This is a genomic window from Cerasibacillus terrae, from assembly GCF_008039555.1.
GTDB classification, from domain to species: Bacteria; Bacillota; Bacilli; order Bacillales; family Amphibacillaceae; genus Cerasibacillus; species Cerasibacillus terrae.
In genome coordinates, this window is record NZ_VDUW01000011.1 from 36,266 (window position 1) to 58,128 (window position 21,863).

Here is a 21,863-nt window from a genome sequence, read left to right on the forward strand (position 1 = left end):
AAATTTCCATTCATTACATAAACCTACCCCCTTTGGTAAAAACTATAAGAAACAGGGAAAATATTAGCTAAAAAGCTACTCCCTATTCCTTATTATGTGGAACAAAAGCAGTAAATTAAGAAGGGGTTTATATAATGCAGGGTTCGATTAGTCTATTGCATGTTATTTTACTATCAATGACAGTAATTGGTTTAAAAAACCATGTCACCATTCTTCCTCCATTATTAACTCATGTTGGAAGAAATGCATGGGCATCCGTCTTTGTTGCAGCTTTTGGTATATTCCTATGGATTTTTTTATTAATCCATATTCAAAAGAAAACGGATCAACAAAATCTTTTTATCTGGTTAGAAGAAACAAGTGGCCCAATTATCTCTAAAGTATTTTCAGTTATTTTAGGAGTAATATTACTTATCATAGCAGCATTTACCATGCGGGAGGTTTTACAGTGGATTAATGCCACCTTCTTACCAGACACACCGGTTATATTATTATTATTAGTCTACACATCATTATGTGTTCTACTTGCATGTACAGACATCCAAACTATTGTCATTACAAATGTATTGGTATTATTTGGTGTTATTATTTTTGGAATTTTTGTTGCTATCGTTAATATTCAAGTAAAAGATTATTATTTATTACTTCCTTTCTTTGAGGACGGATATAAACCTGCATTAAAGGGAAGCATTTATCCTGCCTCTGGATTTATCGAACTTCTGTTGTTTATTTTGATTCAACATAAGATTAGAGGAAGAATTCGTATTTCACACTATTTCATCATGATTTCAATTTTATCGATATTAACACTTGGACCACTTGTTGGAGCCATTGTTGAATTTGGACCGACAGAAGCAGCAAAACAACGTTTTCCTGCTTACGAAGAGTGGGGACTAGCAACAATCGGAAGATATTTAGAACATGTTGATTTTTTATCTATTTATCAATGGCTAACAGGGGCATTTATTCGTATTGGATTTCTCTTATATATTGTTGTTACTTTGTTTAACTTAGAAGGACAAGCTAAAAAAATTTGGATAAGAGTAACCCCTCCTTTTCTGATTGTCTGTTTATTTTTACTTAACATTAATGATCAATTTTTTAGTCAGTTAAAAGGTGAATATGTATTAGTTAGCTCATTTATTATCCTGCTTATCACTTCTTTATTCCTTTTTATGATTACATTCAAATCAACTAGGGGGACATCTCGATGAAACGAAGACAACAAAATAAGGACAAGTCAAAAACTTCTCATGAAATTACACGAGAAACCCTCCAACAGTTATTTAAAAAATCAGCAGATATCACATTTCAGGATTATTATTTCCAAAATCATAAAGTAACATTTGTTACCTGCGAATCAATGGTGGATGAGCAATTATTATATCAAGTCATCATAGAAAAAGTAGAGGCATTTTTTAAAAGCGAAAGGAAATTAAATAAAGAAGACATCCGAAATTACTTACATCTTCCGGAATTACAAAAAATAAAGAATAAAGATGATGCCATTACAATGGTTTATTCTGGCTATGTCCTTCTTTATTTTGAAGATGACCAAATGCTTTTTGCCAGCAATATTACAAATAAACCAAATCGACAACCTGAAGAAACAAAAACGGAAGTTTCTATAAAAGGACCACGGGATAACTTTATTGAAGATATCTCGGTTAATATTGCATTGGTTAGAAAGCGTATGCCAACCAATTCCCTATGTGTAGAAAAAACGACAGTAGGAAAAAGAACAAAAACGAATGTTGCACTGCTTTATATGGATGATATAGCAAACAAAACGATTTTAAATGGTATTCGAAACAAACTAGAACAAATAGATGTTGATATTGTATTTAGCCCTAATCTCTTAATGGAACATATTGATAAAAACTCTAGATTATTTCCTAGACATGATTATACAGGAAGACCTGACCTTGCAATCCAGGCCTTAGTCAGAGGGCGTGTCGTGATATTAGTTGATGGTGGTTCCTATGCAACGATATTGCCAGTAAATTTATTTCTATTATTTAAAACCATTGAGGATAATGAATATCCCACTTTATATGGATCATTTGAGCGCTTACTACGTATCATCGGAGTCCTATTAGGCGCATTATTACCTGCCTTTTGGTTAGCGTTAACGACTTTTCATCAGGACCAATTACCACTTTTATTACTTGCAAAGGTTGTGGAATCCCGCACTGGACTTCCTTTGCCTTCTACAGTGGAGATGTTAATTATGCTTATTATGTTTGAGCTTTTCCGTGAAGCGGGATTACGATTACCAGAAGCGATTGGTGGGACGCTTAGTGTTGTTGGCGGTTTAATTATTGGGGATGCAGCCATACGCTCAGGTATCACCAGTCCGTCCATGGTTGTCGTAATAGCTACTTCAACTGTAGCCACATTCACCCTTTTAAATCAATCATTTGTAGGAGCTGTCAGTCTGCTACGCTTTTCTTCTATTATCGCAACAGCTATTTTCGGGTTATTCGGATTCTTTATGTCCCTCTTTTTCACAATTTTATATTTAGCGAACATACGTATATTCGGTGTTCCATATATGAATATAGCTGCAAATTTAAGTTGGAATAAAGTAAAACATACCATTTTCCGCCCTTTACAAAAAGATTATAAAAAACGACCAGAATCATTAAAGCCAATAGATGATACAAGGATTAGTGAGAAATATGAATAAAAGAAGAGTATTGCTACTCATCACAGGACTAATTGGATTTCTTTCTGGATGTTGGGATAGCCACGAACCAGAGAGAATGTTGTATACGCATGGGGTTGGTATTGATTACAAGGATGGAGAGTACCAAGTTTATTTACAAATTATCAACTTCCCCAACATCGCTAAGTCAGAAGACCCTAAGAGTGAACCGGAACAGGTAGAGGTTGGATATGCATCTGGTAAAACAGTAGAAGAAGCAGTTTTCGAATTATATGATTCAGTAGATCAAAGAATATTATGGGGGCATCTATCGTTTATCGTTTTACATGAAAATGCCCTGAAAGATAAACGACTCAATTCTATCATTGATAATTTTCTGCGCTATGCAGAGACAAGGTATCGAATATGGATCTACAGTACAACTGATTCTGTGAAGGATATTTTATTAGCCGTGCCGATTATTAGTAAGTCTGTTATCCTATCTAAATTAGGAGACCCTATGAACGCATATGATCAAGATTCTTTTATTGAACCAATAAATCTTCGCTCCTTCATTATCGGATTAGATGAACCAACTCACGAAATGACGATACCACAGATTAGGATTACTCATAATTGGGAGTCTGTTACAGAAAAAACAAGAATTACGGAATTTATAGGTGTTAGTGTTGCTACCCCGAATAAATTTAAAGGCTCCATCTTAGGTGAAAAAGCACATGGTTTACGATGGATGAATAATAATACACAACGAAGTTCTATTTCCTTTTTTTTAAATGAGGAAAACAAAGAAAATAAAACATCTGTTGCATTAGATAAGGTAAAAGTAAAGGTAAAACCCATTATTGAAAATGGAGAAGCACTTTTTGATATTCATGTTCGCATGCAAGCAAATGTAAATACACTTACAAAAAAGACAACAGAAAAGGAACTAAAGAAACGAATTAAAGAGATCGTTAAGAAAGAAATTTTAGCAACATACGAAGAAGCTTTAGAAAAGGAAATTGATATTTATCGGTTATCGGAATACTTATACCGAAAAAATGTGAAAGAATGGAAAAAGCTAGAGGAGAATGGGAAAGTGGATTTAACAGAAGATTCCATTCGATCATTAAACATTGACATAACAAAAGTTAAAACAGGAAGAAAGTCTCTAACAGACACATTAAAATAAGAAAGAATGCATTGGAGGAAAAAATATCCTCCAATGATTTATATCAAAAGCTCTCTATAAACAAATATATTCCCGTAAATAGCAACAAAATATATGTAAAGATTCGAAATGCCTTTTGATTCATTTTCTTAAATAACAACTGTCCCACGTATAAACCGATGAGTACAAGAGGAAGTGCCACGCCACTTGAAATCCATACTTTATGATTCGTTCCTACAAAAATTACATGAATGATTAAGCTCACTAAATAAATAAACAAATAAAATGCTAATGTTGTTCCACGTAATTTTTCCTTTTTGGTTTCTGTTCCCGAAAAATACAGTAATAGAGGAGGGCCAGGCATCCCGATACTTGTAGTCAAGAGGCCTGAAATCCCACCTACTGAAAAATCCCTTTTTTTAGAAGACTGAATTCTAAAATGAGCCATTAATAATAACGTTAATAAAAGAATAATAATACTAATCCCTAGCTTCAATTGCTTTATATCAATGAGTAAGAAGGTAATTATCCCAAGTGGTAAACCAACAATACTTCCGATTATAAATCTTTTTAAAATATCTGTATCGATATCCTGTTTTATTTTAGTGATCAATGCTAGTGAAATGACAAGAGATAATGCCAAATTCATTTGAATTGCTTCCAACGGTTCAAATAATAATAGCAGAAAGGGAGTTGCCAAAATGGAAAAGCCAAAACCTGTGCTTGTCTGTAAAATTGAGGCTACCAAAATAATTACTATAAATAGTAGTACATCCATACAATACCCACTTTCTAAATCAGTAGATTAATTGTATCATGGTGTGTTTCCTATGGCTTGTCAACTAAAGTAAGGGATTATCCTCTAGAGAAGTAATAAATATATCATTGAATCAATTTCATAATAGCTCATTTTAAAAATACAAAAACATACAAGATATGGGGAAGTACTTCCTTTTTTATATTTTTAAACCATTGCCCTCTAAGGGCTAGGTATTATGAAATTCACTCCATTATGTAAAAAATCGAAACTCCCTTAACATATAAGATAAGAGAATTTCGATTCATCTTTTTTTAATCAATTCACACCACGCATGAAGCTGTGGATTTTTTTAGAGAACATAAGTAGGATAATACCAATTACTACAGAAATAATACCAATTACTAGAAAGTAAGTAACTTGTGTATCGATACTATAGAATTTTACCAATTGGGCGTTAATAGCTTGTGCGGATGCGTTAGATAAGTACCATACACTCATCGTTTGGGATGCGAATGCTGCTGGTGCTAATTTCGTAGTTGCTGACGCCCCAACTGGAGATAAGAATAATTCTCCCAATGTTACAAGTAGAAAGCTAAAAACAAGCCATATTGGACTAATTGCTCCATTAGATAATGCGAAAGGAACAACCATTAATAAGAATGATAATCCTGCTAAAATAACACCGATAGAGAATTTAACAGGAGTTGTTGGCTGGCGCTTTCCCCATTTTGTCCACATAACAGCAAATAATGGTGCTAGGAAAACAATATAAAATGGATTAATGGATTGGAACCAAGTTGACTGGATTTCAAATGAACCAATACTTAGTCTTGTTTGTTCATCAGCAATTCTAGCAAAAATAGTTGATCCTTGTTCTTGAATAGACCAGAAACAAATAGCAGTAATAAATAAAGGAATATATGCTAAAAGTCTTGATTTTTCAGTTTTTGTTGTCTTTTTACTGTTATACATTACTAAAAAGTAAATGGTTGGAATAACAATACCTAAGATACTAACAACATACGTAAATCGATTAATCGTAAGGGTTCTTGTTGAAATCGTAACAATTAAAATAATGGCTAAAACAATAGCACCAATACTAAACCATCTGATTAATTTTGCCTTTTCATCTTTACTAATTGGGTTTGGAACATAGCGCCCAGCTTGTCCCAATGTTTTTCTTGAAGAAAAAATATACCAGATTAATCCTAAGAACATACCTACCGCTGCAATTGCAAAGCCCCAATGGAAGCTATACTTCTGTCCAATTGTTCCGACAATTAATGGTGCAAGTAAAGCCCCTGCATTTGCACCTGCATAAAAGATACTAAATCCAGCATCACGTCGGTAGTCTTCTTTGGAGTATAATTCACCAACAATATTTGTTAAGTTTGGTTTCAGAATCCCTGAACCAATAATAATTAAGGCCATGGATACAAATAATGCAGTAACACTTCCTGGAAAAGATAATGCCACATGTCCTAGGGCAATTAATATTCCACCCCAGATAATCATGGATCGACTTCCAAAAACTCTATCAGCAAGCCAACCCCCTAAAATTGTCGACATATAAACAAGGGAGCCGTAAACAGACATAATCGAAGTAGCAGTTGTCTTATCAAGACCTAGCCCGCCTTTGGTTGTCTGGTAATAAATATAATAGATAAGTACTGCACGCATTCCGTAATAAGAAAACCTTTCCCAGAACTCAATGGAAAATAGGGTACGAAGCCCTTTCGGATGCCCAAAAAAACCTGTCTGTGGAATGGTTTTTAAAATTGAATCTTTTTCTGTTTCCATCATTTTTCTCCTTTTCTGTCAATTCTATGTTGTCTATCACACAGAGAATACAACTGTCTTATAACACCTTTAAAAAAATAATATGATACTAGTATGCTCCTCTGAATTTCAATTTTCAAGGGTTTATAAAAAGTCTTTATAGGAAGAAAATGATGAAATATATGGATTCAGACATAATTCATTTTTATAAATAAATTCCCAAAATATATAAAAGAAATGCAATTCAACCTCGGAACTAGATTTGTTAAATGGAATGCTAGGCCATTATAATAGAATATTTGTTCAGAGGAGATCAATAAGGGAAGAAGTAAATCTCTTATTATATAGATAGTCAAAAAAAGACTGCCCATCTAGATTCAGATAGACAATCAGGTTGTTTATTTAGTAATTTTCTATTTATTCAGTAAATATACTGCAAAAGATACGAGGTACGACCCGTTTTTTTAATGGCGACGGCCTTCATTTAATTTTCCAGTAGCTTTTTCAATTTTCACTGCAAATAATTCTGTCTTAGATAATGCAGGATACCCTTTTTCAAATTGCCATTCTGGGTTACCATACTTTTCTAGTAAGCGATCAAAGAACCATTCCTTTTTCTCATCATCTTCAATATGTTTCACCGTTCCAAACACAACAACACTAGCATATGCTAAAGCTGATTGACAAGCATATTTCTTACCTGGAAATAGTTCGCCCATTTCACTTACTTCTATACAAATTTTATTGTTTTGTTTGATATTGGACCAAAAATGACTTTCCCTAATATTTCCAATATGTAAATACAATTGTTCTTCTCCTTCATATACATATGTTAATGGAATAACATATGGAAAGCCCTCTTCCCCAACTGTTCCAACATGAGCTATTCTTGCCTTTTCTAAGAAATGTTTAACATCTTCCTTAGACATCTCTCTGCGCTTATTCTGGATAATCCCCCTCATGATTAACAACTCCTTTTTATTAGGTCTGTTTATATTGTAGCACTCATGTAGGGGGGATTTCAGGTAAAAATAAGATAAAAAACAATTTTCTCAAGAGTTAGTAGTTAATAAGGAGAACTAATCTCCTATAAAATGAGATACCTCTATTGATGACCAAAAGAGACTATTCATGGGAAACCCATTTGGTAACCGGTTCATTAACTTTGTTACGCTCACGAGCATGTACCACCATGGAATTTTATGTTTTCATTCATTAGATGGAATAATTCGATCAATAAGTGGTTTTAAACCGATAAAATAGATATATCCAACGAGACCGCCAAATGTGTTTGTTATTAAATCTGTCACATCAAAGGTTCTCGACACCAAGCCTCCCCACCGCGATCCTAATAATTGAGAACATTCAATTGCTAAACTAAAGAGGAATGTCATTATCAATGTTTTAAAAATACCTCTTCCTTTAATCACTGGATACAGGAAACCAAAGGGGATCATCATCAAAATATTTAAGACAATTTCTCTTTCAGCTCCACCATAGTGCAGTATTAAATCCCTAAAAGGTATAAAATTAGCTTTCTCCCAAAATAAAGGATTCGTTTGACCAAGACCAAGTGATAGCGAAAATGGCATTAACGTTACAAATAAAACCATTACAATATACACATACATCAATGTATTAATAATCAGTACATGTTTAGACCTTTTATTCCATTTTCTATAAAAGAATAAAAGGTATATAAGTCCTAATAAAGTGAAATTGTTTATATAATCCACCTTCATACTCCTTTAGTAAACTAGAATATACTAATCTGTTATATTACTAGCCTATTAACATTACTGGGAGATTAGTACTTGATCTTCTATCTGTATATACTAAAAAGGGAGATAAAATTTAAGTAAAGTTTTGCTTATTATTAGCTCATACATATGGCTTTTTTATTGACTATCCTTCCTATATAGCTCTGTAGCAATTTTTATAAATGCTTTTACAGCAGGAGAGGCTTCTTTTACGGAAGGACAGGAAAGGCCTATTTCCCGCCATACGGTTGGTTTTATTTCTCGATAAATGACACCAGTTGATTCAGGTGGCAGTGCTAACTCAGGTGCAATCGTAATCCCAAGGCCTTCCTTTACCATAGAGATAATTGTTCCAGCGTCTTGGACTTCAAATAAATTATTTTGGGTTAAATTTTCTTTCTGAAACATGGCATTCACAATCTCTTCTGACCCTGCTTTCGTTTTAATTAATGGTTCATTCTCTAAATTTGTTAAATGCAGTGTTTCCCTTTCACGTAAAGGATGGCTTTCTGGAAGAACGGCGACCATTTTGTCTTTCATTAGCGGAATGAACTCTAAATCAGGATGAGTAATGGAGGAAAAGCCGATATCCACTACATAGGATAAGAGCCATTCTTCCACTTCTTGATAAGCTCCATCGAATAAACGAATATCAACGTTCGGATACTGGGAACGAAATATAGAAATCACCTTTGGCAATAGGTGTAGGGACGCACTTGCGAAACTACCAATCCTCAGTGATCCTATGTTAATTCCAGATGCAGTGGTTGCTTCTTGTTTGATATGGCGAATCCGATTCAAAATCTCACGCGCATGGACAAGTATTTTTTTTCCGACACCGGAAAGCTGTAATCCTCGACGCCTGTCTCGAATGATTAAAACAACTCCTAACTCCATTTCTAATCCCTTTATTGCATGACTGACAGCAGATTGTGTCATATTTAATTCCTCTGCTGCCTTTGTGAAACTTCCTGTATCTACTACTTTTACAAAGACTTCAAATTGTGTAATTGTCATGAGTAACACCTCATGTAGTTATTTAATAAATGAATTTGATTCATTATAATATAATACTCTATGATTGTATATAGCTGTTTTTTTATGATGTTAGCTAGAAGGAGTGACTATTGTTGAGAGTTTTATTTTCATCTTTGCAATGGGCTTTATTCATTTTAATGAGTAGTGTGATTGTACCCATTGCAATTGCTTCCAGCTACGGATTAGATACAATATCCACTGTTGAATTTGTGCAACGAACATTATTCGTACTTGGATTAGCTGGAATTTTACAAACTTTATTTGGACATCATCTGCCAATTCAAGAGGGGCCAGCTGGGCTATGGTGGGGTGTTTTTTCTTTATATGCGGGACTCGGGACCGTTCTATTTGGTTCACAAATAGAAACACTACGAGTATTACAATTTTCCTTTCTACTAAGTGGTGTTTTATTTATTTTACTTAGTGTTTTCGGTCTAGTTGAAAAACTATCTCGCCTATTTACCCCAACGGTTGTGGGGGTTTATTTAATTTTAATGGTCATTCAATTAAGTGCATCTTTTTTACAAGGGATGTTTGGATTAAATGAGGAGACTACAGTAGTGGATTCGAAAGTATTCTTACTTTCCTTTATCATTGTTATTGTTTCCTATGCATTTATGAAAATTCCACGAGTAGGCCATTATTCCGTACTATTTAGTATCATTTTTGGTTGGGCTTTATTTTATCTGTTCGGACTTGCAAAGCCTGTTACTAGTGTGAGTGAAACTATCAAGTTACCTGAAATATTTGCTTTTGGAACTCCAAGAATTGAACCAAACATGATTGTAATGGTTGTTTTCATTACATTATTATTGCTTGCAAATTTATTAGCGACCGTAAGTGTTGTTCAACAAGTGATGGATAAACATCGGGTATCATATGATAAAAATCGGTTAAAACAGACTGGTTTTGTATCTGGAATTAACCAATTACTTGGTGGCTTATTTTCTGCTATTGGAGCTGTACCTGTTTCAGGTTCTGCGGGCTTTATTGAAACAACAAAAATAACGAGTAAAAAACCATTTATCATTGGATCACTGATTATCATCGTGATTAGTTTATTTCCATCTTTTACAGCCTTTTTTGCAGCTATTCCAGAAGCAGTAGGATATGCGGCGATTTTTCCTATTTTTGCTAGTACGATAAGTCTTGCCTTTCAAGAGTTTAGTAGAGTGAAAAATAAACAAATCCTATTTAAAGTGGTTGGTATATCCTTGTTCACAGGTGTGGGGGTCATGTTTATTCCATCAGAAGCTTTCTCTGAAATGCCACCCGCTTTAGTATCTGTATTAAGTAATGGACTTGTTTTAGGTGGAATTTTAGCAGTAACAACAGAGAAAATATTGGATAGAAAGACGATAAAAGCAAATAAAAGAAGTAAGCAGGGAAATATAGCATAAAGAAAAATATCTTCTGTTTCAAGGTATCCCTTCTCGATAAATCTGAGAAGGGATTTTTTATATATTTTCTTCTACAAATTCCTTAAATAATTTTTCGAATTATGTTTCAATTTGCTATTTTTATGCTATAATAAATTTACCCTTCCATAACCTCTTCAATTCATATTTCCCAACATATTAAAATCTAATAGAAAGTAGTGATGTTCACATGAAGCAACCACCCTTTTCAAAGGATGGGAACGATTGGAAAAAACAAACCTTCTATGAAGGAAATATCGAAGCAAATATTTGGTCATATGAATTTTCTGGACCTGAAGAACGCAAAGAAATCATAAGAAAACTTGAAATTAGTTCCCAATTCAATATGAAATATAAAGGGCTTCGCCAATTTTATGGCGATGAATTAATAGCTTATAAAGAAAAGGTAGGTTCCAATAAACACGCCAATGACTTCCTTAGAGTTATTTCCAGTCATTTAACCGATAACTTCGAAGATAATCAGTTAACTTCATGGAAAGATTGTCTACCTCCATTTTGGGAAGAACTCATATTTACTCATTTCCCCAACGTTATGTATATCTCCAAACAACGAAAACAGTCCGTCATATTTTTATCTCAATTAAACAAATTTATAAAATGGCTTGATTATCGTGTCGGGACATCGTGGCATCAAACAATTAAACAATATACAATAGAAGCCTCTGAAAAACTAGTCTACTGCGAAAAACTCCTAAACTATCTATTTCTACTTGAACATCCAACCATCTATAAAAATGATTGGAATATAGAAGATGAACTAATCAGAAGCAAGAATAAACTCGATAGTCTTGCAACATTTCACGGCAGTATATTCCAAGTAAAAGAAGTGTATGATGAATACATTTTAATTACTGATATCAATAACTTGCGGGATTATGAGATAACAGGGACACTTACCGAAGTAATAAATCCGGGAATTCTATTACATGGAGGAATTGGCAAGGAAGATGATAATGACTTTTTATGGGAATGGTCATTAACAGAGGGCGTCTATCCTGGAAGAGCTAAAAAATATATTAACTTTATTTAATTCTTATTTACCTATTTACTTGTAAATCGGGAGGGTACACATCACAACAGTTATTTTTATTAACAGGACTAGGTTCAGATAGAATCTTTACTCCACCTGAACCTAGTCGCACTTCCGACGCACTGGAGACATGCTAGTGCAGATTACTCTGGCAGGACGCCTGCGTTATAATCTGCATTCAAAGCTTGGTGTAACTTACTCCATCTAAAAAGGCGGGGTAAATTATGCCATGAAGGTAAAATCACACGATATTGACATGTACTCTTTCTTCCTAAAACGAACCATTCGATATTCCTTAATCAAAAGAACTTAAATTTCCAGGACGGTGCAAATACAACTCTTTACAATCTGTAGCATTTTCTAAAGAAAAAATCGCTTCTTCTAGTGGTTCACTATACACATACGGATAATCTATTTCATCTAATTCCAGTCGAATTGGATAAGCTAGTTTTTCCTCATGCGTATTAAATTCTGATGATATCCCAGGTTTGTTCCCACGTGGATCAACGCGAAACCACGTATTTGTATCTTCAGAATAAATTGCATTAAGACCATGTAAGGCATACCCAGATTCTGGCGTGCCTTTTTTGGTTACACGTTGATAACAAAACCCTGTTGGAATTCCCATCACTCTTAATAATGCGGCAAGTACATGTGCCTTCGCAAAGCAGATGCCTTCTTTCTCTTCCATTGCTTCACTGGCAGTTGTTGTTACAACAGTACCATCGATATCGAATGAATGTTTTATTTCATCTCTAGCAAAATTAAATGCCAATTCAGCTTGTTCTTCCTTTGTTTTTCCTAGACGTGTAAATTCTTTTACCTTTTCTTGAATGAGCGGATGTGAGAAATCGATGACATTTGACTCTTTTAAATACGCTTGTAAGTCCTTATTCATCTGTATCAATTCCATAAAACTCCCTCCTTAAGCCGATTATATAATGTTAAAGTCATATTTTCTGTGATATACATCAAGAATATGTACTGATTCTTTTTCAGTTATTCGACTACCAAAACGACTCCATCTTAATGAAATTCAACAGTAAATAGTTATCTGTTATTATATTAACATTCTAGCCCACTTTATTGCTTTTGGCGTTTAACCAGTCTATACATTGTCGCATATACTACTCCAGTAATTAGAGGAGGTAGATCAATGTATCGATATATTTATCCAGTGCCAGTATATTTTGTCCCTGTACATTATGCTAGGCAACCGTATATGTTTCAGCAAACAAATTCGCAAATGCGCCAACAGGCAAATTTTCAGGAAGTGATGCAAATGCTTAGAACAGAGCACGGTGATCTCTATAATGAATTAGAACAGGCAGGCTTGAATCGTGGGGTTGTTGACTACATCTTTTCTTTGATTGTAAGCTTTACCATTAACCAAGCAGATACAACACAATCTCCAAATCAAATCTATAATCAGTTTAATAATCAATACCCTTGGTTATACACCGTTTTTGGCCTACTCAATATCCCTCAAAATGAAGTTACTCGTATCATCTTAGAAGTTATCCGTATCACATTAGATGAAATAAGTGATGAAGCTGAACCTGAGGATGATTGGATCGGTTGGGAAAACTTGGGTGGTGTCTTGACATCGGGACCTGCCGTAGCCTCATGGCAACCAAACAGGCTCGATGTCTTTGCAAGGGGAACAGATAATAGTCTCTATCATAAATGGTGGGATGGGAATAACTGGAGTGATTGGGAAAGCCTTGGGGGTGTCTTAACAAGTGCACCTGCTGCCGTTTCTTGGGGACCGAATAGAATCGATGTTTTTACTCGTGGAACAGATAATCAGTTGTATCATAAATGGTGGAACGGCAATAACTGGAGCGATTGGGAGAGCCTTGGAGGTGTCTTAACAAGTGGACCAGCTGTTTCTTCTCGGAGACCAAATCAACTTGATGTGTTCGTCAGAGGAACGAATAATAGGGCTTTTAGGAGAACATGGAATGGTTCACAATGGGAAGATTGGGAAGATCTTGGAGGCAATTTAAAATCTGCTCCTGCCGCCGTTTCTTGGGGACCGAATAGAATTGATGTGTTTGCTAGAGGACAAAATGATGATTTAATTCATAAATGGTGGGATGGTAATAGCTGGAGTAATTGGGAAAGCCTTGGTGGAAGATTGACAAGCGCACCTGCCGTTTCATCCCGTAGACCAAATCAGCTTGATGTGTTTGTCCGTGGTACCAATCGCCAATTATACAAAAAAACATGGGACGGTAGAACCTGGTCTAATTGGGAAAATATAGGCGGTAATCTATATTCTAAACCAGCTGCTGTTTCCTGGGGACCAAATCGTATAGATGTATTCGCTAGAGGCCAAAATCAAAATCTAATTCATTTATACAAAAACTTTTAATAAATATGGGTGTCAGTGGTGCTACGGGAAGAAAGCCATAGAAGAGGTTGATTAAATGAGAAGGGGTAACCAAAGACAGTTACCCCCTCTCATTTTAAATTTCTGGTTTAAATGTTTTGCAATCCGTTTCTTCACTTGTTGATGCTTGGTTTCCTTTTTGACTTACAACATAGATTGCATCAGCTTCACATGTATTCCCTTGTCCCCAATACTTACAGTTATTCACTTCACATAACACATCTTGTGCCATATAAGCGCACCCCCTCGTTATTATCTTAAACCATTTTCGGAGGATGATACTTTTAATTTTTTTCCTTAAATCGGAAAGATACTTTTACTTAAAAAGGGAAGAGTAAACCAATATAAAAGCTAGTACATTTTCTCTAAACCTCAAATTCCTTATGTTGTAAATCGGATTTTTCAACTTGAATGGTCGTATGTGTGATTCCAAAATTAGTTTCAATTTGCTTTATTGCTTGTTGTAATATATCCTGTTCGTCTACTCCATCTTTAATGAGTACATGGCAGGTTAGCGAATCTAACCCGGATGTGATTGTCCAAATATGTAAATCATGGATATCTTTCACACCCTCTATCGAAAGCAAGACTTCTTTTACTTTTTTCTGATCAATTGTAATTGGAGTACCTTCCATTAAGATATGAATGGTTGTTTTTAAGACACCCCAAGCACTTTTTAAAATTAATAATGCGACAATGACACTAATAATCGGGTCTGCTATATACCATTCAAAAAATAACATAACAAGTCCTGCTACAATTGCTCCTAATGAACCCAGCGCATCTCCAATAACATGTAAATAAGCACTTTTTACATTGACATTTTCCTCCACATTCCCTTTCTTCATAAGGAAATATGCACTTAGAAGATTCGCAATTAATCCTATAGATGCTATCCATATCATGGTGCCACTAGAAACAGTAGGTGGTTCGAAAAATCTCCCATATGCTTCGTAAATAATCCAGCCTGCCATTACAAATAAAGTTATTCCATTGAAAAAGGCTGCTAAAATTTCGAAACGATAATATCCATATGTTTTATTGGCTGATGGTGGTTTTGCCGCAAACCAAAAAGCAATCAAACTTAAGAGTAATGAACTAGAATCACTTAACATATGTCCAGCATCAGATAATAAAGCAAGACTATTAGTGATTAGCCCACCGACAAACTCCATAATCATAATACTAAAAGTAATAATTAGGGCTATGGTTAACCCTTTTTTATTTCCTTCACGATTTATTCCATGGTGATGATGTCCATGATGGTGCCCGTGGTGATCTGCCATAACAATTGCGCCTCCTGTTTTCGTTATATGCTGTTTGATACTAAATATGTAACATGTTAATAAGAAGTTCATGCTTACTTTCTTAGCCCACTATATTGAATATGAATTCTATTTTCTGGTTTTGTATCCACTGTATATAATACAAACAGAAAAAACCACTCTAACGGCTTCATCAGTAAATAGATAGCATCAACTGACCAACTTGATGTTTGTTAATAGGATGGCCATATTTATCATAAAAATGACGAATTACTTGTGGGAGTTCAGCATATAATTCTCCAAAATATTTTCAAAAGCAAATGACTATTGAAGTGAAAAAAATACAAAGGAAAGTACCATTATGAGGATTAGTGACCGAATAAAGGAGAAAATTATAAAAACAGGCATCCATTTCGAGTTTAGTGACCGATAATGTGAAAAAAATGTAAATACGGGCATCCAAAACAGTTTTAGTGACTGATAATACTAAAAACTAATAAAAACGGTCACCCAAATGAATTTTAGTGACCGTAAAACAGAAAAAAGAATAAAAACGGGCAACAAACTATTATTATTTCACTACATATGAGGCTGATCTATAGTAAAAAACCAAAAATAAGTTCTGTAATATGAGGAGGGGTAGTCACTCAAAATTACAGAACTTATCTATATAAATAAAAGGGGCAAATCTAAATGATAATGATTATCATTATTGTTAATAAATATACTAACCCAAGGAGTGAGATTTTGCAACTCTTTTCTTAAATAATATTTAGAAATACGAGAGATTATCCTTAAATCCAACATATTGCACATAAAAAAACAGTTCCCAAGCTTATGTGGGAACTGTTGATAGCAAGATATTTACGTCAATTGGTAGTATTTTAATGTAAATAAATTTACTTCGATTCTTGTTCTATATTTTCTTCCCAACATTCTGCATGTGTTAATCCAGGAATATTGCTTGCTTTAAATACGGGGTCCTTTCCTTCCTTACGTTGGCGAGCGTAATCTTTTAATACTTTGATTGCAGTTTTTGCGAGTAAGGTAATAGCGATTAAATTTAACACAGCCATTAGACCCATAAATAAATCAGCCATATCCCATACGAGTTGGAATTTTGCCACAGAACCAAAGATAACCATTCCAACTACTGCTAAACGATAAATGAATAACCATGCTTTATTTGTTTTAATAAATTCAATATTTGTTTCTCCATAATAATAATTACCGATGATAGAACTATATGCAAACAATAGAATGGCTATCGCTAAGAATACTTCAGCCCAACTACCCATATGTGTTCCTAGAGCGGCTTGGGTAATTTGAATACCATCTAATTTAGCATCTGGTGTAACATTATATAAAAGAATAATAAAGGCAGTCGCACTACAAATGACAATCGTATCAAAAAACACACCTAGTGTCTGAATAAACCCTTGTTTTGCCGGGTGTGACACATTTGCTGTTGCAGCTGCGTTCGGTGCACTACCCATACCCGCTTCATTTGAAAATAGACCACGCTTAATTCCATTTAATAACGCAGCACCAAGCCCTCCACCAACTACTTGTTCCATACCAAATGCACTTTTTACTATAATCGAAAGGACAGCTGGAATTTCCGTAATATTGACAATACAAACATATAGCGCGATTAATATATAAATAGTTGCTAAAACTGGTACAAGTATCTGACTTACCTTTGCAATCCGCTTTAGTCCACCAAATATAATTACAGCTGTAAATATAGCAAGCAGAATACCAATTACGCTTTTATCAATATGAAAAACACCTTCAAATGCTAGAGAAATCGTATTTGCTTGCACCGCATTAAAAATAAGTCCAAAACAAAGTGTGATAAGGATGGCAAATAATACACCCATCCAACGTTGACCTAATGCTTTTTCCATATAATACGCTGGACCGCCACGGAACTGATCCCCGTCCTGTACTTTATACACTTGCGCTAATGTACTCTCTATAAAACTTGATGCCATCCCAACAAGGGCAATAATCCACATCCAAAAAACAGCACCAGGACCACCAACAGCAATCGCAAAAGCAACCCCTGCTAGATTCCCCGTACCAACACGAGATGCCGTACTAATAAAAAAAGCTTGTAAAGATGAAATTCCTTTTTTATCTCTTTTAGAAAGTCCGTTTCGATCACCAAGTAAACGGAACATCTCACCAAAATAACGAAACTGTACAAACCCTGTTCGTATTGTAAAATAAAGCCCAAGCCCAATAAGCATATATATTAATAGATAAGACCATAAAACTGTGTTACTTACATCAATTAAATCACGAATAAACCCCATAAACACTCCTCCTGATCTCATGCGATAATTATTCAATCATCATCCCATATATAACGAAATGGCTTTTTTCGTATCTTTATAAATTTTACTCCTATCATTACCTTCTTTTTTAATTAAATGCATTCATATAAAATGCAATCTCCCACAGTTTAATAGAACATACATTTTATTTCCCAGTAAAGTACAACAAACGCTGATTTAGCTTTTTATGTAATAAAGGTAAAGCAGAACGATTCCATAATTTTATCCTATTTAATTAATTTTTACAATAGTAAATATTACGTTCATTTTGTAAATTCTTTTTCACTCTGTTATATGAAAAAGCTTTATCACACTAAATAATGATTATTAATTTTTCTGGAAGCCCTGGTAATAAAATAAATTAATGATGTGATACCAAACATTGATCTTAGAAAAGTAAAAAGCATTTCTCATTACAAAGAAATGCTCCATAACATTAAACATTCGATTTATAATGTTCAACTGATTTGCTGTAAATAATGGAATGACGAAACCTTACTAAAAATCATCATTACTTCTCTTTTAACATCTGATTCATTCTTTCCATATCAAACTCCTCAAACCCCTGACCTATAACCCATCTTTCCATATGAACGAAATCTGGGTCCTCAGGATTTTCAATAATTCTAAGGAACTCCTCATATCCACCTTCGCCACCAACATCTTCTGGTGGTGCTTTTCCATCTCCTGCAAGGCATACTGGATGATTATGTTTATAATTATCAATTACTCGCAATACGTCCATACGATGGCGCCAATTATCACCAAAATCATAGTTATACCTCAATACTTTCGATTTAGGAATATACTCCGATAACTTAATACCTGTTTCCATCCTCATCTCCACATCATCAACAGGATAAGCAAAAGCCTCCTCATCACAGACTAAATTTACGATTGGCTTATACCCTTCTTTCGTGAAGCTAGGATGATTGATTGAGGTAATTTTCCCTGGTTTCGTTTGGTCACAAATATAAAATTCATGAAGATGATAATCCTGCCAGCTAAATGCAACTTGCACTATGTCATGAAGTTGTTGAAATGTACGGTGCAACGGAACAATTAATCGACGCCAGACATGATATTTATCCAGCATCAGTGTCACTTTTAATTCGACCGCTTTCATACTAAAGATTTCTTCGCCAGTCCATTGATGCAAATCCTGATACAACTTTTCATTCGGTTGAAAATAGTCATTTTTCCCATCACCAACTAAAGTACGACTTACCTCAAAGCTTATATTCGATTGGATAACCGAATCAGGATCTAATAAGTCTTCAAAAAACTGTACATCACCACATGCGCGATTCAATTTCGCAACAGAACTTCGATCCTTCGTTTTTGTAAAAACAACATCTCCTGCCTGGTGGAGATAATCATCAATAATCTTTTCCCAAATTCCCTCTTCTCGGAATACATTTCGAATGGCTTGCCTTATCCACTCATTTATTTTAGAAAAATCCTTTCCTTTCAATCCATATAGTACAATCACGTATTTCGATTGGTCATTCATTAAAATAACTGTCTGCCGACGATTCATCGTAATCAGATTGGCATGCCATAAAAAAATAGGATTTTCTTCTATTCGTGGTTGTGGTTGAACTTTCATACGATCCAATAACTTTTTCGTACATTGAATTAACATGAATATTCACTCCATTCAAATGGAAAGTAAGAGATTAAAAATTGCCTTCCTATGCATCTTATAAGCTTGTGATTAATATAGAAGCGATTTAGTTATTTATGTTGATTCGATTGTAATTGTTATGAGGTACTAAGTCCAGAATTTTAGATAAAATTAAACGTGAAATTTACTTACAATATCCTCACATATACTTAGGAGGATTTACATACTAAAACCTAGTATTTATTCTAGTAGAGTTTCCCCTTAATTTGTTTTAATGTTGCTACTATAAGAAAGCTTACAATCACTAATAAGACCCATGAACTCACTTTTCCTAAATGAACGAGACTCCATGCGTCGGTTTGATTTGGATATTTCCACGCTCCAAAGAATGTCGCGATATTTTCGGCTATCCAGATAAAAAATCCAATGAGCACAAAAGAAAAAGCGAGTGGCATACGGTAACGAGTCCTATTAACCTCGTATGTAACCCATGATTTCCAAAAGACGATAATGACAAGCCCTGCTAACCACCAACGAATGTCAATCCAAAAATGATGGGTAAAGAAATTCAAATAAATCGCGGCTGCGAGAGGTACAACTACTAAAAACGATGGCCACTCCACAAGTTCGACCTTTAACCTCCTCCACGCCTGACAAAGATAACTCGCCACACTAGCATACATGAATCCACTATACAAAGGCACTCCAAAAATTTTGAAATATCCTTCCTCTGGATAAGACCAGGAGCCCATATGTACCTTAAAAATTTCAAGAGCTAATCCAATAAGATGGAACAATGTGATAACCTTTAATTCATCCCGTGTTTCAAGCCCAGAAAAGACCATCCAAACCTGCATCAGAAGAAAGATGATGAGCAGCCAATCATACCGTGGTAAAAAGGGAAGTGGTACGACTTGTGTAATAGCCAGAGAGGCAAAAATAACGACAGAAAATAAACAGGATAGGGCCTGCTCCCAACCAAAACGAACAAGTTGTTTTAGTGATCTTATAATTTTTGCCTTCAACGGCTTTTCCTGAGAATCATTTTGAATGATTAAAGTCATGGGTAACCCCCTTATGAATTTGATCCATTGAACAGAAAAGAAAGATTTCATTTTAACATTAAATATTTCTACTTTATTAAACTTGGCTGTCTTCATCACTTCGATATTCTAAAATATCCCCAGGCTGACAGTCTAAAGCCTTACAAATCGAATCTAAAGTGGATAATCGAATCGCTTTTGCCTTTCCATTTTTCAATATAGAAATATTAGCCATCGTTATTCCTACTCTTTCCGAAAGTTCTGTAACGCTCATTTTCCTTTTAGCCAGCATCACATCAATATTGATTATAATCGCCATTGTTTTCACCTCAAACCGTTAAATCATTTTCAGATTTGATATCAATCGCCTCTTGTAAAAGCTTTTGAAGAACAGCAGCAAAGACGGCAATCACCATGGAAGCAAAGATAATGACCAGTCCGATTAATATAATACCTGGGGCGTCATCTCTCTCCGCTACGAGATAAAAGAGTGGCACGCCTACCACGTACAACATACTGATTGTGATTGCACAATATTTTATATTCTTTAAAGCTCTTACTGAAATTGGCGAGAAAGCTTGACTCTTATCAATATAGTTTAATAGTTGAAAAGCTTGATACAGCGCAAAATAAAAAGGTATCGCTGCCCCATACATAACAATTAAAATAAGATATTTTATATAAGCAAAATCTGGATACAATTCTCCTGCATAATTCGCTATCCCTGGTACCAAAAATATGCACAAAGCAAGAATTGGAGCCCCGATAAGAAAAACAGCTAACTTTAAGAAGAGTGTTGATCCTTGTTTCATAAAAAGCACCTCACATAATTAATTTATACTGATTTTAACATGATATTTATCGTTTTACAATAAATAATTATTGATTATAGTTATTATTTTATTGTTATAAAAATAAACCCTTACATTTTAGGCAAAGATAAAAAACATTTGACACCAGAACAGAGGTAGGAATTAAGGACATGCAATTTGAAAGAGAATCTCTCCATTGAACTTATTGCCAGAGTAACACAATTGGATAGGAACGAAATTGAAGATTTGAAAAGAAAGATGTAGAAGGGACAGGTGGAGATTCTGTCCCTTCTCTTTTTTATCTCAAACCTTTTATTAAATAAATGTAAAGATACTGTAAACCTTATCGTTAAGTCCTTGAATTATTAGAATAACATGAAGTATAATACCCTTAATATCGGAATTCGATATCGGTATTCGTAAACATTCTCTGGGAGGAGATTTAATGGAAGATAAAGTATTACGTAAACTATTTCTTGGATTCATACACATTCATATATTACATCATGCACAGGAACATCCTGTTTATGGTGCTTGGATGATTGATGAACTAAAAGAGCATGGTTATGAGATTAGCTCAGGGACACTTTATCCAATATTACATTCTATGGAATCTGATGGACTATTAAAAAAGACTGATAAGAATGTCGAAGGGAAAATAAGAAAATATTATACAGCCACGGATAAAGGAAAGGAAATACTTATAGAGGCAAGAAAAAAAGCTTATGAGTTATTTAAGGAAATAAAATAATTAA

The 21,863-nt window shown here is 34.5% G+C and carries 20 protein-coding genes and 1 pseudogene; 7 read left to right on the forward strand and 14 right to left on the reverse strand.

Going from position 1 to position 21,863, the window contains the following annotated elements:
- The first annotated feature begins 134 nt into the window (after window positions 1-134).
- From FHP05_RS13070 to FHP05_RS13080, 3 genes are read left to right on the forward strand one after another with little or no spacing between them, the layout of a single operon-like run.
- Window positions 135-1,214 (forward strand): endospore germination permease, encoded by a 1,080-nt coding sequence (locus FHP05_RS13070; RefSeq protein ID WP_147669007.1) that lies wholly within the window; start codon window positions 135-137, stop codon window positions 1,212-1,214.
- The gene (locus tag FHP05_RS13075) at window positions 1,211-2,689 is read left to right on the forward strand and encodes a spore germination protein (RefSeq protein ID WP_147669010.1); all 1,479 of its coding nucleotides are present in this window, start codon (window positions 1,211-1,213) and stop codon (window positions 2,687-2,689) included. The genes FHP05_RS13070 and FHP05_RS13075 overlap by 4 nt, the downstream gene beginning before the upstream one ends.
- The gene (locus FHP05_RS13080; RefSeq protein ID WP_191126352.1) at window positions 2,682-3,839 is read left to right on the forward strand and encodes a Ger(x)C family spore germination protein; all 1,158 of its coding nucleotides are present in this window, start codon (window positions 2,682-2,684) and stop codon (window positions 3,837-3,839) included. Before FHP05_RS13075 ends, FHP05_RS13080 begins: the two co-directional genes overlap by 8 nt.
- A 43-nt stretch (window positions 3,840-3,882) precedes the next feature.
- On the opposite strand, the gene FHP05_RS13085 is transcribed toward FHP05_RS13080, so the two are convergent.
- The 5 genes from FHP05_RS13085 to FHP05_RS13105 all read right to left on the reverse strand — a co-directional run bounded on the left by FHP05_RS13085 (window position 3,883) and on the right by FHP05_RS13105 (window position 9,134).
- Window positions 3,883-4,596 carry a sulfite exporter TauE/SafE family protein gene (locus tag FHP05_RS13085; RefSeq protein WP_147669016.1) on the reverse strand — a complete coding sequence of 238 codons (714 nt, stop codon included), beginning with the start codon at window positions 4,594-4,596 and terminating at the stop codon, window positions 3,883-3,885.
- Between the two features lie 297 nt (window positions 4,597-4,893).
- Window positions 4,894-6,381, reverse strand: coding sequence for a peptide MFS transporter (locus FHP05_RS13090; protein WP_147669019.1), 1,488 nt, complete (start codon window positions 6,379-6,381; stop codon window positions 4,894-4,896).
- A gap of 440 nt (window positions 6,382-6,821) precedes the next feature.
- The gene (locus FHP05_RS13095; RefSeq protein WP_147669022.1) at window positions 6,822-7,319 is read right to left on the reverse strand and encodes a pyridoxamine 5'-phosphate oxidase family protein; all 498 of its coding nucleotides are present in this window, start codon (window positions 7,317-7,319) and stop codon (window positions 6,822-6,824) included.
- A gap of 246 nt (window positions 7,320-7,565) precedes the next feature.
- Window positions 7,566-8,093, reverse strand: a complete 528-nt coding sequence (locus FHP05_RS13100; protein ID WP_147669024.1) for a VanZ family protein — start codon at window positions 8,091-8,093, stop codon at window positions 7,566-7,568.
- A 162-nt stretch (window positions 8,094-8,255) separates the two neighbouring features.
- Window positions 8,256-9,134 carry a LysR family transcriptional regulator gene (locus FHP05_RS13105; protein ID WP_147669027.1) on the reverse strand — a complete coding sequence of 293 codons (879 nt, stop codon included), beginning with the start codon at window positions 9,132-9,134 and terminating at the stop codon, window positions 8,256-8,258.
- 113 nt (window positions 9,135-9,247) lie between these two features.
- Between FHP05_RS13105 and FHP05_RS13110 the strand changes: the two genes are divergently transcribed.
- Both FHP05_RS13110 and FHP05_RS13115 read left to right on the forward strand, forming a co-directional pair.
- Complete coding sequence (locus FHP05_RS13110) at window positions 9,248-10,555, forward strand: purine/pyrimidine permease (RefSeq protein ID WP_147669030.1); 1,308 nt, start codon at window positions 9,248-9,250, stop codon at window positions 10,553-10,555.
- A 208-nt stretch (window positions 10,556-10,763) separates the two neighbouring features.
- Window positions 10,764-11,624: a hypothetical protein gene (locus FHP05_RS13115; RefSeq protein WP_147669033.1), complete on the forward strand. Its 861-nt coding sequence runs from the start codon at window positions 10,764-10,766 to the stop codon at window positions 11,622-11,624.
- A 295-nt stretch (window positions 11,625-11,919) separates the two neighbouring features.
- Here FHP05_RS13115 and FHP05_RS13120 read toward each other — a convergent pair whose 3' ends face one another.
- Complete coding sequence (locus tag FHP05_RS13120; protein WP_147669036.1) at window positions 11,920-12,537, reverse strand: transglutaminase-like domain-containing protein; 618 nt, start codon at window positions 12,535-12,537, stop codon at window positions 11,920-11,922.
- Window positions 12,538-12,780: 243 nt separating this feature from the next.
- Between FHP05_RS13120 and FHP05_RS13125 the strand changes: the two genes are divergently transcribed.
- Window positions 12,781-14,001 carry a DUF346 domain-containing protein gene (locus FHP05_RS13125; protein WP_147669039.1) on the forward strand — a complete coding sequence of 407 codons (1,221 nt, stop codon included), beginning with the start codon at window positions 12,781-12,783 and terminating at the stop codon, window positions 13,999-14,001.
- Window positions 14,002-14,095: 94 nt separating this feature from the next.
- Here the strand turns inward: FHP05_RS13125 and FHP05_RS13130 are convergent, their stop codons facing one another.
- From FHP05_RS13130 to FHP05_RS13165, 8 genes and pseudogenes are all read right to left on the reverse strand, one after another.
- Entirely contained in the window at window positions 14,096-14,251 is a 156-nt protein-coding gene (locus FHP05_RS13130; RefSeq protein WP_147669042.1) for a DUF1540 domain-containing protein, read from the reverse strand.
- Between the two features lie 133 nt (window positions 14,252-14,384).
- Window positions 14,385-15,305 (reverse strand): cation diffusion facilitator family transporter, encoded by a 921-nt coding sequence (locus tag FHP05_RS13135; protein WP_147669045.1) that lies wholly within the window; start codon window positions 15,303-15,305, stop codon window positions 14,385-14,387.
- 74 nt (window positions 15,306-15,379) lie between these two features.
- Window positions 15,380-15,602: pseudogene (locus FHP05_RS15710) on the reverse strand (DUF6688 family protein); the annotation flags it as partial.
- A 581-nt stretch (window positions 15,603-16,183) separates the two neighbouring features.
- Window positions 16,184-17,605, reverse strand: a complete 1,422-nt coding sequence (locus FHP05_RS13145) for an alanine/glycine:cation symporter family protein (protein WP_147669048.1) — start codon at window positions 17,603-17,605, stop codon at window positions 16,184-16,186.
- 532 nt (window positions 17,606-18,137) lie between these two features.
- Window positions 18,138-19,271, reverse strand: a complete 1,134-nt coding sequence (locus tag FHP05_RS13150) for a plasmid pRiA4b ORF-3 family protein (protein WP_147669051.1) — start codon at window positions 19,269-19,271, stop codon at window positions 18,138-18,140.
- A gap of 227 nt (window positions 19,272-19,498) precedes the next feature.
- Window positions 19,499-20,263, reverse strand: a complete 765-nt coding sequence (locus FHP05_RS13155) for a DUF817 domain-containing protein (RefSeq protein WP_147669088.1) — start codon at window positions 20,261-20,263, stop codon at window positions 19,499-19,501.
- A gap of 130 nt (window positions 20,264-20,393) precedes the next feature.
- On the reverse strand, window positions 20,394-20,615 hold the full coding sequence (locus tag FHP05_RS13160; RefSeq protein ID WP_147669054.1) for a helix-turn-helix domain-containing protein: 222 nt from the start codon (window positions 20,613-20,615) through the stop codon (window positions 20,394-20,396).
- A 10-nt stretch (window positions 20,616-20,625) separates the two neighbouring features.
- On the reverse strand, window positions 20,626-21,108 hold the full coding sequence (locus FHP05_RS13165) for a DUF2975 domain-containing protein (RefSeq protein ID WP_147669057.1): 483 nt from the start codon (window positions 21,106-21,108) through the stop codon (window positions 20,626-20,628).
- A 445-nt stretch (window positions 21,109-21,553) separates the two neighbouring features.
- Here FHP05_RS13165 and FHP05_RS13170 point away from each other — a divergent pair, with 445 nt between their 5' ends.
- Window positions 21,554-21,859, forward strand: a complete 306-nt coding sequence (locus FHP05_RS13170) for a PadR family transcriptional regulator (RefSeq protein WP_147669060.1) — start codon at window positions 21,554-21,556, stop codon at window positions 21,857-21,859.
- Window positions 21,860-21,863 lie beyond the last annotated feature (4 nt).